At 68.5% G+C, this 14,052-nt stretch carries 14 protein-coding genes; 8 read left to right on the top strand and 6 right to left on the bottom strand.

Features of this window, described 5'->3' with window-relative positions:
* Positions 1-28: 28 nt before the first annotated feature.
* The 5 genes from IG84_RS0106425 to IG84_RS0106405 form a co-directional block, all read right to left on the bottom strand.
* Entirely contained in the window at positions 29-256 is a 228-nt protein-coding gene (locus IG84_RS0106425) for a hypothetical protein (protein ID WP_031052332.1), read from the bottom strand.
* Positions 253-1,317, bottom strand: a complete 1,065-nt coding sequence (locus IG84_RS0106420) for an aromatic ring-hydroxylating oxygenase subunit alpha (RefSeq protein ID WP_031052330.1) — start codon at positions 1,315-1,317, stop codon at positions 253-255. Before IG84_RS0106420 ends, IG84_RS0106425 begins: the two co-directional genes overlap by 4 nt.
* A gap of 1 nt (position 1,318) precedes the next feature.
* Positions 1,319-2,608 (bottom strand): cytochrome P450, encoded by a 1,290-nt coding sequence (locus IG84_RS0106415; protein ID WP_031052327.1) that lies wholly within the window; start codon positions 2,606-2,608, stop codon positions 1,319-1,321.
* Between the two features lie 134 nt (positions 2,609-2,742).
* Positions 2,743-3,912, bottom strand: coding sequence for a serine hydrolase domain-containing protein (locus IG84_RS0106410; protein WP_245659236.1), 1,170 nt, complete (start codon positions 3,910-3,912; stop codon positions 2,743-2,745).
* Positions 3,913-3,960: 48 nt separating this feature from the next.
* Entirely contained in the window at positions 3,961-4,770 is an 810-nt protein-coding gene (locus IG84_RS0106405) for an SDR family NAD(P)-dependent oxidoreductase (protein WP_031052321.1), read from the bottom strand.
* Positions 4,771-4,972: 202 nt separating this feature from the next.
* Here IG84_RS0106405 and IG84_RS0106400 point away from each other — a divergent pair, with 202 nt between their 5' ends.
* The 4 genes from IG84_RS0106400 (at position 4,973) to IG84_RS0106385 (ending at position 9,285) form a co-directional block, all read left to right on the top strand.
* The gene (locus IG84_RS0106400) at positions 4,973-5,593 is read left to right on the top strand and encodes a TetR/AcrR family transcriptional regulator (protein WP_051861447.1); all 621 of its coding nucleotides are present in this window, start codon (positions 4,973-4,975) and stop codon (positions 5,591-5,593) included.
* A gap of 148 nt (positions 5,594-5,741) precedes the next feature.
* Complete coding sequence (locus IG84_RS0106395; RefSeq protein WP_031052315.1) at positions 5,742-6,824, top strand: aromatic ring-hydroxylating oxygenase subunit alpha; 1,083 nt, start codon at positions 5,742-5,744, stop codon at positions 6,822-6,824.
* Positions 6,825-7,091: 267 nt separating this feature from the next.
* The gene (locus IG84_RS0106390) at positions 7,092-8,054 is read left to right on the top strand and encodes a PDR/VanB family oxidoreductase (protein ID WP_031052313.1); all 963 of its coding nucleotides are present in this window, start codon (positions 7,092-7,094) and stop codon (positions 8,052-8,054) included.
* Positions 8,055-8,073: 19 nt separating this feature from the next.
* Positions 8,074-9,285 (top strand): cytochrome P450, encoded by a 1,212-nt coding sequence (locus tag IG84_RS0106385; RefSeq protein WP_031052311.1) that lies wholly within the window; start codon positions 8,074-8,076, stop codon positions 9,283-9,285.
* Here IG84_RS0106385 and IG84_RS0106380 read toward each other — a convergent pair.
* Positions 9,282-10,112, bottom strand: a complete 831-nt coding sequence (locus IG84_RS0106380; protein WP_051861446.1) for a PaaX family transcriptional regulator — start codon at positions 10,110-10,112, stop codon at positions 9,282-9,284. The genes IG84_RS0106385 and IG84_RS0106380 overlap by 4 nt on opposite strands.
* Positions 10,113-10,253: 141 nt before the next feature.
* Here IG84_RS0106380 and IG84_RS0106375 point away from each other — a divergent pair, with 141 nt between their 5' ends.
* Genes IG84_RS0106375 through IG84_RS42555 form a run of 4 tightly spaced genes read left to right on the top strand, consistent with a single transcriptional unit; the run spans position 10,254 to position 13,839 of the window.
* Entirely contained in the window at positions 10,254-11,804 is a 1,551-nt protein-coding gene (locus tag IG84_RS0106375; protein WP_031052306.1) for an AMP-binding protein, read from the top strand.
* A 39-nt stretch (positions 11,805-11,843) separates the two neighbouring features.
* Positions 11,844-12,770, top strand: a complete 927-nt coding sequence (locus tag IG84_RS0106370; protein WP_031052305.1) for an SDR family NAD(P)-dependent oxidoreductase — start codon at positions 11,844-11,846, stop codon at positions 12,768-12,770.
* Complete coding sequence (locus IG84_RS0106365) at positions 12,767-13,708, top strand: amidohydrolase family protein (RefSeq protein WP_051861445.1); 942 nt, start codon at positions 12,767-12,769, stop codon at positions 13,706-13,708. Before IG84_RS0106370 ends, IG84_RS0106365 begins: the two co-directional genes overlap by 4 nt.
* Complete coding sequence (locus tag IG84_RS42555; RefSeq protein ID WP_281179319.1) at positions 13,705-13,839, top strand: hypothetical protein; 135 nt, start codon at positions 13,705-13,707, stop codon at positions 13,837-13,839. Before IG84_RS0106365 ends, IG84_RS42555 begins: the two co-directional genes overlap by 4 nt.
* The last annotated feature ends 213 nt before the right edge of the window (positions 13,840-14,052 follow it).

The raw sequence follows: 14,052 nt of genomic DNA, 5'->3' as shown, positions 1-14,052 counted from the left end.
GTGCTTTCCTTGCTGAGCCGGGCGGCCTTCAGGCGAAGACCTCGTGGAGGGGCTGGGGGGCGACGGCAGGTTCGGACTCAGGACCGGCCCGGTGGTCGTTGGGATGGCCCAGGAGCCAGTCCCACAGCAGTACCGGATCTTCGAATTCGCGTTCAGCCCCGCAGTGGCAGACGGCCAACAGCCTGTCGGTTCCGAGGATCCAGTGGATGCGGAAGACGTTGTCGCCGGTGAGAACGGTGGGGTGCAGCGGGTTCATCGGGCCGTTGCCACGGAGCGCTGCTCGGTGTTGGCCTGCGCCAGGCGGGCGAGGATGCGGCGGGCGGCCAGGCCACCGGTGTCGATGTTGATGCTCAGCTCCTGGTAGCCGGCCTTCTCGGTGCTCAGGGACTGCTGGAGCACATTGAGGGCGACGACGTCCTGCATGACCACGGTGTGGTTGTTCTCTCGCAAGAAGTCGGTGACCTCCTGGTCTCCGAGGGCGAAGTCGCGGGCCACCGCCCAGAAGTCGTAGGTGGTCGTCTCCGTCGACGGTGTGATGCCGTAGACGACCTCGGTGTGGAAGGCGTGCGGGTCGCTGCCGTCGGCGTTGGGGGCGGGTGCACCCACCGGCGCGATGCGGGAGTGCAGCAGGTAGAGGCCCGGCGCGTGGTACTCGATGTCCTGCCAGCGGGTAATGCGCCCCTCGATGCCAGTGGACTTGGCATAGAAGGGCGGGCATTCCGCGTCGTGCATGTGCCGGCTGACGTACACAACGCCGGCGGCGTCGTCGACCTCGGTGGTGATGGGGGTCTCCGCGACCTCGGGGGTGCCGATGTAGCCGCCGTGCAGGTACGTCTCGTGGGAGAGGTCCATGAGGTTGTCGACCAGCAGCCCGTAGTCGCCGTCGATGGGCTCCATGCCGGAGACGACGGTGTAGTCGGGCGAGTCCATCCACGGCGCGCGCGGTGGCACCGTGTCGCCCGGCTCACGGTCGCCGATCCACACCCAGACAAAGGAGTCCTGCTCGATCACCGGGTAGGTGTTCAGCCGGGCCGTACGGGGGATGCGCTGCTGCCCGGGAACGTACACGCACCCGCCGTCGGTGCCGTAGGTGAAGCCGTGGTAGCCGCAGACCACCCGGTCGCCGTCCAGACGGCTCGGCGCCTGCGAGAGCGGGAAGCGCCGGTGCACGCAGCGGTCGGACATGGCCACGGCACGGCCGTCCTCGGTGCGGTACAGCAGGATCGGCTCGCCCAGGATGGTGCGGCCAAGCAGCTCGCGGCCCACTTCACGGCCGTAGGCGGCGACGTACCACTGGTTGCGGACGAAGGCGGTCATCTCAGTGCTCCTTGCTCTCGGGGGCCTTGGCGTCGCTCGGGGTCCAAGTGACCTGGAGGCTGCGGCGGATGGGCAGCATGGCTAGGGGAAGGAAGTCCTGCTTCTGGTCGGGCACGGCTCGCAGACCGGGCAGCCGCTCGTAGGCCACGCGCAGTCCGATGGCGCCTTGGGTACGGCCGAGGGGCGCACCCAGGCAGGTGTGGCGGCCCTTGGTGAAGGCGTAGTGGTCGTGGTCGTCGAGCCCGTCGCGGTGGATGTCGAAGCGCATGGGGTCGACGACCGCGGCCGAGTCGGTGTTGGCACTGGCCAGCGCCAGCCACACGATGTCGCCTTCGGGGATGGTCACTCCGGCGATCTCCGCGTCGTGGGTGGCCACGCGCGAGGCGAATGGCGCGGAGGGGCGACGCCGTACGGTCTCCTCGAACACCCGGGCCCAGAGGGTCGGATCGGCCTGCGCTTCGGCACGTTGCTCGGGGGCGTCCGACAGGAAGAGGATCGCGTTGGCCATGGCCTGCGCGGTGGTATCGGTGCCGGCCGCGGCGAACTCCGTGAGGTGCATGGCGATGCGCTCCACGGACAGCGCATCGTTGCCTTCCCGGTTCTTTGCCATGGCCATCAGGCTGATGATGTCGCCGCCGTCACCGTCCCGGCGTTCCTGCGCGAGCTGCCGCAGGCGCAGCTGGGCAGCGACGTAGCGGGCCCAGACCTCGCTGCGCTCGGGCTCCGGCATCGGCTCGCGGCCGCTCGCCAGCACCCGGAAGTGATCGTCGCGCAGCTGGCGCATCATCGGCTCGTCCTCGGCGGACAGGCCGAGCAGAGCCATCAGCGTCTGGGTCGTCAGCTCCAGGCAGTACGTCTCCATCAGCTCGGCGGCGCCGAGATGAGCGAAGCCGTCGAGGATCCGGTGCGCGCGGGCCTCGATCTCCGGCGCGAGGGCTTCGATGACCGGCTTGAGGAATCCGCGCTGGGCGACCTTGCGGGCCGCCGTGTGCTTCGGCGGATCCATACCGATCATGATTTCGGCCATCAGCTCAGGCGGTACGACATCGGCGTACTCGTCGGGCACGGGAAGCCGTCCGCCGTTGGCCTCGCAGGACCAGGTCTCCCAGTCCATGAGGACGGCGTCGATGTCGGCGCGGCGGGTGACCACCCATGTGCCGAGCGCTTCATTCCAGAAGACCGGTGCTTCTTTACGGGCACGGACGAAGGCCGAGGCCGGGTCGCGCAGATACGCGTCGCTGAAGAGGTCGAACTCCGACGGTGGGGCCGGTCGGCCGGCGAGCTGAGTCATCTGTTGATCACTCCGAGGATGAGGGGGAGGAGGGGAACAAGGGGATCAACGGCATGGGCGCCGAACTCCCCGGCAGAGAAAGGGCGCACTTCCCGCCGACCCGCCGGGGGAGAGGTCGGCAGGGAACGGCCGGGTCAGAGCGCGGCGGCCGCGGCCAACGTCGACAGTCGCTGGAAGCGGAGGACGTTTTCGCTCTCCTCCATGACGCCCGCAGTCAGGCAGACGAAGGTCAGGTCCCGTTCGGGGTCCACCCAGAACAGCGTGGAGCCGGCGCCGTAGTTGCCGTGCGTACGCGGGCTGGTGGTCGAGCCGAAGAAGGACGCGTGCGTGCCGGTTCCGGACAGGGCGAAACCGAGACCGAAGTTGCCCGGCGGCACGTCCCAGCCGCGCGCCTCGGCCAGTGCCCGGTAGAGGTCGTTGGGCAGATCGCCGGTCTGGTTGGTGGTGGCCAGATCCAGGATCGCGGGGGAGAGGACGCGCTTGCCGTCGTACTCGCCGCGGCGGCGCAGCATCTCGGCGAAGGAGTGGATGTCCCGGGCCGTGGACACGGCACCGACCCAGGGCATCTCGGCTTCCTCGGTGATGATCTCCTCCATCACCTCGACATCCGCGCTGGACAGCCAGCCGCCGTCCGGAAAACTCGCTCGGACGGGTACGTAGCGCTCGGCCCACTTCCGGGGGGCGCCGAGAGCCGTGCTGCCCATGCCGAGGGGCTCGAAGATCTCCTGCTTCATCAAGTCGCGCACCGACTCGGCGCCGGTGGCGCGGCGGACCATCTCGGCGATCAGCGCGTGGTTCAGCGCCGGTGAGTAGTTGAGCGTCGTGCCGGGTTCCCCGACCACATCGAGCTGGCAGATGGCGTCGATGACCTTGCCGAGGTCGCCCAGCTCGTCGTACGGCAGCGGCGTCGGCGTGGTCACCAGGCCCGCGCGGTGGGTGAGCAGATGAGCGAGGTTGACCCTGTCCTTGCGCGCTGTGCGGAAGCGGTCGCGACCGTAGAACTCGGGTATGACGTCGACGACCCGGGTGGTGAGCGCCAGTTCGCCGCGGTCTATCGCCTGCAGGGCGAGGACGTTGGTGAACGCCTTGGTCATCGAGAAGATCCGGTAGATGTCGTCGGGAGCGGCGGTGCGGCCGGCCTTCCGGTCGGACCAGCCGATCGAGGCATGAAGGCCGATCTCACCGTGCCGCGCGACGATGATGTTGGCGCCGTCGTACCGTCCGGCTTCGATGTCGCTCTCGATGGTGGCCTGGATCCTGCGCAGGGCTGCGGCGTCCAGTCCGCTGTGGTCTTCGTTGATCACGGTTGTGCCTCTCCTGTGTGGAAGGTTCATGACGAGAAGACCGCCCGGTCACATGTGCAGGCCGCCGGACGGTGAAAGGGTCTGGCCCGTGTAGTAGGCGCCGTCGTCGGACGCGAGGAAGAGCATGGTGCGGGCCAGCTCGTCGGGCGTGGCGGGCCGCTTGATGGGCTGCATCGAGACGAGGCCGGCCACGATCTCCGGCGGCTGTGCGTTCAGCAGCGGGGTGTCCACCGCGCCGGGGGCAACCGCGTTGACCCGGATGTGGTGCGGGGCCAGCTCGCCGGCCGCGGCCCGGGTGAGCCCCAGGACTCCCGCCTTGGACGCCGGGTAGTACAGCGGCATGGGCGCGCCCACCAGCGCGGCCACGCTGGCGATGTTGACGACCGAGCCGCCACCGCTCCTGCGCATCAGTGGAGCCGCCGCGCGCAGACAGTAGAACGGCCCGACCAGGTTGACCGCCAGGACCTTGGTGAAGTCCTCGTCCGTGGTCTCGCTCAGGAAGTCGGGGTGGTAGGCCTCCCCTCGGCCCGCGGCCTGGAACGCCGCTACGTTGATCTCGACCAGACGGTCGTTGGCCTTCTTGGTCGGTGCGTTGACACCCGCAGCGTTGACCAGGACGTCGAGACGCCCGTGCTCGCGTTCCACCGAGGCGAAAGCGGCGTTCACCGCGGCACTGTCGCTGACGTCCAGACCGATGCCGTCAGCCCCGTCGACGCTCTTGAGCGCGTCCTTGACCTTCTCGGCGGACAGGTCCGCTCCGATGACCGTGGCTCCCTCGGCGGCGAACAGCCGGGCCGTCGCGGCCCCGATGCCTGAAGCGGCTCCGGTGACGAAAGCGACCTTTCCTTCCAGCTTCATCCGACTCCTCCTTGAGCTCGCCTGCCGGTAAGCGGCAGAACTGGCGTGGTGCGGGCCACCATGCCACTAGGCTAGACGCGTGTCTAGTAAAGAGATACGCGTCCAGTGGTAAATTTGCTGGCATGATCGCGACTTCGGTGGGTGGGGCGACGCCGCACCCTGGCCGGAGCGGGCAGCCGGCGGACGCAGGGGCGTGACACGAGTGACGGAAGCAAGCAAAGCGGGCCAGTCGGCCGGTGAGTCCTTGCGGGAGGCCCAGAAGCGACTCACGCGGGAGCGGCTCGTCGATGCGGCCTTCGAGGCCTTTCGTGACAGGGGCTACGCGGCGGTGAGCACGGCACACATCGCCTCGGCGGCGGGAGCCAGCCGGGCCACGTTCTACCTGCACTTCCCGAGTAAGGCCGAAGTGGTCATCGCCCTGCTGGAACGCATCGAGCCCACGGTGGTGGCGTTCCATCGCCGTCTCGATGAGATCGCGGACCCTTCCCTGGAGTCGGTCCGTGAGTGGGTCGACCGCGCTGTCGCCTGGTGGGAGCGCGACAGGCTCCGCTTCGAGGCCTTCGAGCAGGCAGTGGCCGTTGAGCCCAAGGTGGCGGCCCGCTGGTTCGAGAGTGTCTACCGTGCGGCGGATGCCATGACGAGGCATCTGGCCGCGTTCACGGACGGGGCAGACCGCGATCGTGAGCGACTGCGTCTCGTCACGCTGATCACTCAGATGGAGAGGACCATGTATTTCACGGCTGTGCGTCAGGCTCCGCATGACCGTGAGCAGTTGGTGGATGTGCTCGCCGAGCAGTGGTGGGATGCGCTGAAGCAGCCATGACCGGGGGGCCAGAGGTCTGACACGGGCCTCAGGAGATCCTCCCTCTGCTTCCGTTATCCGGAAGCGGCGCTGATTTGGTGTGGTGGCGGACGGCATTGTGGGCTCTGACCGCGCCACAAGCTGTTCCCCGTGCCTTGTTGGAGGAGCCGTGTCACCATTCCCTCGTAATCAGTGGTACGTCGCCGCGTATGCCCATGAGGTGGGCCGCGAGCTGTTCACCCGCACGGTGTGCGGGGAGTCGGTTCTCCTGTGGCGTACGGAAGCCGGCGAGGTCGCCGCGATGGCCGACCGTTGTATTCACCGCCGCTTCCCGTTGTCGGAGACGCCGAGCCGTCTGGTGGGTGACAGCGTCGTCTGCGGCTACCACGGCTTCACCTACGGTGCGAACGGCGTGTGCACGGCGGTTCCTGGCCAGGCCCGCGTGCCGCGCACGGCCCGGTTGAACACCTACCCCGTCAAGGAGCAGGACTCCTTCGTGTGGGTGTGGATCGGCGAGCGCGACAAGGCCGATGAGACCCTGATCCCACGTAGTCCGTGGCTGGACTCGCCGAGGTACACGACTGTCTGCGGCATGGAGCCCTTGGCGGCCCGGTACGGACTCCTCGTCGACAACCTGCTGGACCTTTCTCACGAGACGTACCTGCACGGCGGCTACATCGGTACCCCTGAGGTGGCGGAGACGCCCATCACCACCGAGGTCGATGAGGCAGCCGGCGTTGTTCACGTCAGCCGCCACATGGACGACGCGGAGTGCCCGCCGTTTTATGCCAAGTCCACCGGGATCACCGGGCGCATCACCCGCTGGCAGGACATCGAGTACCACGCCCCGTGCCTGTACCTGTTGCACTCCCGCATCGCCCCTGTCGGTGCGCCCGGCCCGAACGCGGACGGCAGTGACCTGCACGCCTTCCACGTCGAGGTCGTCTATGCCATTACCCCCGAGACCGAGCACAGCACGCACGACTTCTGGGCCGTGGCCCGCGACTTCGCCCTGGAGGACCAGGAGGTCTCCGACTTCCTTCGGGAGAACAACCGCACCGTGGTTCTCCAGGACGTCGCGGCCCTGGACAAGCTCGAGCAGGTGATTGCCTCCGAGTCGGCCGGAGCGCAGGAGCTCAGCATCAACATCGACACCGGTGGACTGGCTGCCCGTCGCCTCCTCAAGCGCCTGACCGAGGCCGGTTCGGAAGCGAGGGGCACGAACGAGCGGCAATCCCTGGCTGTGTCATGAGCATGTCCCGCCCTGCCCCCTCCGCCATGCTGACCGGTGACGCTGTCTACCGCGTCGTCTGGGTCCCCGGCACGGACCGCCTGCGCGGTTGGTGCTGGTGCGGTACGTCGTACGAGGCCGAGGGGCCGGTTGAGCTGTGGCAGTGGCTGCTCGCCCACCCCGACAACCATGTCGACGGCTCGGCCGGCAGAGGGAGCAACCTCCCTCTCCGCCCCGCAAGCCGCTTGCCGCACCGGCCCCGAGATCTGAGAGGAGACGAGCCGAGCCATGAACGGCAACCATGAGGAAGCCGAACTCGACCTGGTGGTCACCCGCAGAACCGCTGAGGCGGACAGCGTCATATCGCTGGAACTGCGTGACCCGAACGGCGCGGACCTCCCCGACTGGACCCCCGGTGCCCACCTCGACCTGATGCTCGCTCCAAATCTGGTGCGGCAGTACTCGCTGTGCTCCGATCCTGCGGACCGCTCCATGTGGCGGGTCGCCGTCCTGCGCGAGCCGGACAGCCGCGGCGGTTCCCGGCGGATCCACGACGAGCTGCGGGAAGAGAGCACCGTACGGGTCCGCGGACCGCGCAACCACTTCACGCTGGCCAAGGCCGAGCGCTACGTCTTCATCGCCGGAGGCATCGGCATCACCCCGATCGTGCCCATGGTCGCCGCGGCCGAGGCCGCCGGAGCGGAGTGGACCCTCGGCTATGGTGGCCGCAGCCGAGCCACCATGGCCTTCAGCGGCCACCTGACGGCGGCCTACGGAGAGCGCGTGGCGCTCCGCCCTCAGGACGAGTACGGGATCCTCGATCTCGGAACTCTGCTCGGTGCCCCGGACAAGGACACCTTGGTCTACTGCTGTGGCCCCGAACCGTTGCTGAAGGCCATCGACCAGCACTGCGCGGCGTGGCCCACCGGGGCACTGCATGTCGAGCGCTTCGCGCCCAAGGAACACAACGCCCCGGTACTGGACAAACCCTTCGAGGTGGAACTCGCCCAGACCGGTGTCACGGTGACGGTGCCTCCGCAGAAGACGATCCTGCAAGCTGTCGAGGAGGCCGGCGTGCACGTCCTGTCCTCCTGCCAGGAAGGCACGTGCGGCACCTGCGAAACCCCCGTCCTGGCCGGGGAGGTCGACCATCGGGACTCTCTCCTGACCGCCGGCGAGCAGGCCGCCATGGACACCATGATGATCTGCGTCTCGCGCGCCGCCTGCCCGCGCCTCGTCCTCGACCTCTGACCCCGGGGAGACTCACGACATGAACAGCGACACCGTGGCCGACGTCAAGGTGCCCGCCCTGGACGATGACCCCTTCGGGCACGGCATCCTCACCGACCCGTACGACTTCCACGCGCGGTTGCGGGATGCCGGGCCCGTGGTCCGGCTGGCACGCTACGGCGTGCTCGCCATGGGCAGGTACACAGAGGTCTACGCTTCGTTGCAGAACTGGGAGACCTTCGTCTCCAGCCGAGGAGCAGGGCTGTCCGACTTCAAGAAGGAGAAGCCCTGGCGGGCGCCAAGCCTGTTGCTGGAGGCCGACCCGCCGGAGCACACAGTGGCACGCCGAGCGATGGCTGGAGTCATCTCGCCCCGTGCCGTGCGCGAACTGCGGGCGACCTTCCGGCCCTTCGCCGAGGAGCTGGCCGATCGGCTGGTGGCGCGCGGCACGTTCGATGCGGTCACCGACCTCGCCGAGGTCTACCCACTGAAGGTGTTCCCCGACGCCGTCGGTCTGCCCGAGCGCGGTCGGGAGAACCTGCTGCCCTACGGAGCGCTGGCGTTCAACGCCTTCGGCCCGCACAACGACCTGCTCGAAGCCGCACTGGAGACGGCGGCTCCGGTCCAGGAATGGGGCATGAAAAGCTGCCGCCGGGAGTCGCTGGCCCCTGGTGGTTTCGGTGCCCGGATCTGGGAGGCAGCCGACCGCGGCGAGGTCACCCACGAGCAGGCACCGCTGCTCGTGCGGTCCCTGCTGAGCGCCGGTGTCGACACGACCGTGTACGGCATCGCCAACTCCCTGTACGCACTGGCCACGCACCCCGAGCAGTGGCGGCGCCTGCACGCCGATCCCTCGCTGGCCAAGTTCGCCTTCGACGAGGCGCTGCGCTTTGAATCGCCGGTGCAGACGTTCTTCCGCACCACTGCGCGCGACACCGAGGTCGCCGGGGTCCGCATCCCGGAGGGCACCAAGGTGCTGCTCTTCCTCGGGTCGGCCAACCGGGACCCGCGGCACTGGGGCGTGGGCGCGGACAGCTTCGACATCACCCACCGGGCAGGAGGTCACGTGGCTTTCGGCATGGGTGTGCACCAGTGCGTGGGCCAGCCCATCGCCCGCCTCGAAGCGGACCTTGTGCTCACCGCACTCGCTTCCCGGGTCAGCGGTGTCGAACTCGCCGGGGAGCCGGTGCCGAAACTCAACAACACCCTCAAGGGCTGGGCGAGCATCCCCGTCCGTGTGACGCCCGCCTAGAAGCGCGCCGAACCGGCCAGCTCGTCGAAGGCGTCGTGCGCGGGCTTCTCCAGTTGTTCCCAGAGGTTCCAGTACGTGTCCGAGGACTTCGACGACGGCCAGTCCGCAGGCAGGTACCGCGCCGGCAGCCCGGGATCGGCGCGGAGCAGTTGCAGCCAATCGGCGACCAAGGAGGTCAGTACCATGGCCGGATTTCCCCTGGGCACAGATCCACGGCCCCACCGATCCAGAAAACGGTCGTGCTCGGCGCGCAGGCCCACCAGATCCCAGGCCCGCTCAACGAAGGCGGTCATCGGGGTGCCGGGAAGGGGCTGCGCGAGGAAGCCGCCCACGTCCGCCATGGAGTCGGTCAGAGGGCTCAAGGCGTCGTCGAGATCGGGGCGGCCCGGCGCGATCCACAGTCCGTCGCGCAGGCAGCCGAAGCCGGCCCACACCAGGCGTGCCCGTAGCTGGTCACGTGCCTCCCGTCGGCTCTCGGGCAAGGAGAAGGTGAACAGCGTCCACGTGTCATCGGCGGGGGTGAACGGCGACGACGAACGTACCCGCTTGCCCGCGTCGCGGATCATCTTCTCGGCTTCGGCGGTGAGGCCATAGACGACGATCCGCCCGTCCTTCCGCTTGTCCAGCAGTCCCTTTCCGACCATGCGGCTCAGCGTGGCGCGCGTCGCCATCTCGTTGACTCCGAGGTCACCGAGCAACTCGATGAAGACGCGGGAGGGCGTCGGCTCCTCCCGGCGATCCAGGACGAACGTACCGAGCAGCGCAAGCAGCAGTTGCTGCGGACGCCGCCGGTGCCCCGTCCCGCTGCTTGTCCCGGTGTCTTCCACGCTGACTCCTTCTGCTCCCTCGACAGAGATCCTCCCCGACACGCTGCCGCTCCGAAGGCCCGTGCAGAGACTAAACACTCTATTGACGCCCGTAGGAAAAATACCAAACTTCCCCTGAGTGACCCCTCCCCAGGAGCCCATGTGATCTATCGCAGCCGCGTCTCCGGACTCCGCATCCCACGCACTCACCTCTCGGACCATGTACTCGCCGACGCCCGGCTCCGCGGGCAGAAGGAAGCCGTCATCGACGCGGCCACCGGCGAAGTCCTCACCTATCAGGACCTCGTACGGGACGCGGACCGCGGTGCGGCGGCACTCGCGGCGGCGGGCGTCCTGCCGGGAGACGTCGTCGCGGTCATGAGCCACAACCAGCCCCGTTTCGCCGTAGCGGTGCACGCCACGCTCCGCGCCGGGGCGGCCGTTTCCCCGCTCAATCCGGCGCTGACGGTGGGGGAGATCGTCAAACAGCTCATGGACTCGCGGGCGCGCGTGCTCCTCGTGGCGCAGCCCTTCGCCAACAAGGGCTTGGAGGCCGCACAACGTGCCGGGATGCGGGAAGTGTTCGTGATCGGCACGTACCCCGAGCACGGCTCCTGGGACGAACTGGTGGCCGGCGTCCTCCCGGCGCCTCCGCCGCTCGACGCGGACCCCGACCATGCGCTCGCCGCGCTGCCGTACTCCAGCGGGACCACCGGCGCATCAAAGGGCGTCATGCTGACGCACCGCAACATCGTCGCCAACCTTGAACAACTGCGGCTCGCCTGGCAGATGTCCGAGAAGGACGTGTTGTGTGCTGCGCTGCCCTTCTTCCACATCTACGGCCTGACGATCATCCTGAATGCGGGACTGCTTGCCGGCGCGACCATCGTCACCCTGCCGCGCTTCGGGCTGCGCCCCTTCCTCGGCGCCGTGCAGCGCTACGGCGTCACCCGCGGCCACCTCGCCCCTCCCGTAGTCCTGGACTTGGCCCAGGCCGCGGAGATCGACGAGTACGACGTGTCGTCGATGCGCACGGCGGTTTCCGGCGCCGCTCCGCTGGACGAGGAGTTGGCAGCCCGCGCCGAGGAACGCATTGGATGCGTGATCCGTCAAGGGTACGGAATGACCGAGGCCAGCCCCGGCACACACTGCGTCCACGACGAGGACTTCCCGGTGACGCCTCCAGGCTCGGTCGGGCGGCTGCTGCCGGACACCGAGGCCAGGCTGGTCGACCCGGGCAGCGGCATGGACGTGGAGCCGGGAGACGCCGGCGAGCTGTGGGTCCGCGGCCCACAGGTGATGGCTGGATACCTCGCCGACTCCGAGGCCACCGCGGCAACTCTCACCGACGGGTGGCTGCGCACCGGCGACATCGCCCGCGTCGATGACCAGGGGAACTTCTTCGTCGTCGACCGGCTGAAGGAGCTGATCAAGTACAAGGGCTACCAGGTCGCGCCCGCGGAGCTCGAGGCCGTGCTGCTGGCCCACCCCGACGTCGCCGACGCAGCGGTGGTCGCGGTGCCGCATCCGACGGGCGGTGAGGCGCCGAAGGCCTTTGTCGTGACCGGGCGGGCTGTCGCTCCCCAGGAACTCCTCGACTGGGTGGCCGCCCGGGTCGCACCGTACAAGCGGATCAGATCCGTCGAGTTCATCGACGCGATTCCCAAGTCACCGGCCGGGAAGATCCTGCGCCGCAAGCTCAAGAACTCCTGACGCCCTCGCACACCGAAACCAAGAGAGAAGGAAGCGAACATGGATCTGACGGGCAAGGTCGCCGTCGTGACCGGAAGCGGTCAGGGGCTGGGGCTGGCGTATGCCTCCGCCCTCTCCCGCGCGGGCGCCCGCGTGGTGGTCAATGACATCAACGCCGAAGCGGCCGAGCAGGCCGTCAAGACCATCCGCGATGCCGGGGGACAGGCCGTGGCCGAGGTGGCGGCGGTCGGCAGCAGCGAGACGGCGGACTCGTTGGTCGCCCGCGCTCTCGACGCGTTCGGCCGACTCGACATCATGGTGACCAACGCAGGGCTGCTGCGCGACCGAGCGCTGTGGAACATGACGGACGAGGACTTCGACACCGTCATCGACGTCCATCTACGTGGCACCTTCACCTGCGCCCGCGCCGCCGTGAGGCACTTCCGTACTGCAGGCGAGGGCGGGCGGCTGATCCTGGCCGGATCGCCCGCCGGGCAGCGGGGCAACTTCGGTCAGACGAACTACGCGGCGGCCAAGGCCGGTATCGCGGCGATGGCCAGAACATGGGCCATGGAGTGTGCCAAGGCCCGGGTCACGGTCAACGCGCTGATTCCCAACGCGGCCACCGCCATGACCCGGTCGATTCCGTTCCTCGCACCATACGTGGACAGACTCGACCGCGGTGAGCCGATCCCGTCCGAAATCCGGCGGGCGTTGTCCTTCGGCGGGCCGGAGGACTGCGCGGGACTGGTCGTCTTCCTCGCCTCCGACTCCGCGTCCGAGGTCACCGGTCAGTGCATCGGCATCGGCGGCGACCGCCTCTCGCTGTGGTCGCACCCGGCCGAGATCCGTACCTCCTTCCTGAACGGGGGCTGGGACGCCGACGCGATCGCCGAGTCCTGGGCCTCCGGCGCCGGCGAGCGCCTGGAGACCTACGGCATCCCCATGCCAACTCTGCCCGCTACGTGCCAGGGGGCCGCCGGATGACCGCCGCGCTCGATGTCGCCTCGCTCACCGCGATCGACGTCCACGTGCACTGTGAGGTCTCCAAAGACGGACGGCCCTCACTGCCCCCGGACTTCCTCGCCGCCTCCGAAAAGCACTTCGGCCCGGGCGGCCAGCGCCTGCCGCAGCTCGCCGAAGTTGCCGACCACTACCGCGAACGCCGAATGGCCTGTGTCGTATTCACCGTGGACGCCGAGTCCACCACCGGTTACCCAGCCATCCCCAACGAGGAGGTCGCCGAAGCCGCAGCCGAGCATCCGGATGTGCTCATCCCCTTCGCCAGCATCGACCCGGCCAAGGGGCGGATGGCGGTGCGCGCGGCGCGGCGCCTGGTCGAGCAGCACCAGATCCGCGGCTTCAAGTTCCACCCCAATATGCAGGCGTTCTTCCCGAACGACCGGGCGGTCTACCCGCTCTACGAGACCCTGGAAGAACTGGGCGTGCCGGCGCTGTTCCACAGCGGCCAGAGCGGCATCGGCGCCGGGCTGCCCGGCGGCGGTGGCGTACGTCTGAAGTACTCCAACCCGCTGCACCTCGACGATGTCGCCGCCGACTTCCCAGACCTCGACATCATCATTGCCCACCCGTCCTTTCCCTGGCAGGACGAAGCCCTCGCCGTGGCCACGCACAAACCGAAGGTATGGATCGACCTGTCCGGCTGGTCACCGAAGTACTTTCCGCCGCAGCTCGTCCAGTACGCCAACACGCTGCTGCGCGAAAAGGTCCTCTTCGGCTCCGACTACCCCCTGATCACCCCGGACCGGTGGCTGCGAGACTTCGCCGAGCTGCCGCTCAAGGAGGAGGTACGCCCCCTCATCCTGAAGGACAACGCCGTACGGCTGTTCGGCCTCGGCGACGGAAAGTCGCCGTCGAGCGGGTCAGCATGGGCGTCGAACGGCCCCTCCGGAACGCAGACATGACCACTCACACCGATCGCACCACAGTCGCCGTGCCCGCCGATCTCCTGCAGCTCGTCGGCAAGCCGCTCGGCACCAGCGACTGGCGCGCGATGAACCCGCCGCGGCATAACTCACCTCAACCGACCATTTGAAAGAGGTCATACGTGCTCAGTGAGGTGGCGACACCGCTCAGTTGTTTTCCCCAGCTTTTGTCCGGCTCTTTCGCGGGTTCGACCCCCACCGTGCCCGGGCCGTGCGGCTGGCGAGGGCGCCTTCGCCGCTGCGGCAGGGTGGTGGGGTGAGAGGCCGTGGCGGCGCTGGCACGGGCACGCGCCCGACCGGCCTCCTGCGCGACCGGGGGCAGG

The organism is Streptomyces ochraceiscleroticus (assembly GCF_000720485.1).
Taxonomy (GTDB): Bacteria; Actinomycetota; Actinomycetes; order Streptomycetales; family Streptomycetaceae; genus Streptomyces; species Streptomyces ochraceiscleroticus.
Note: the sequence above shows the minus strand (reverse complement) of the source record. Positions and strands in the feature narration are given on the sequence as shown.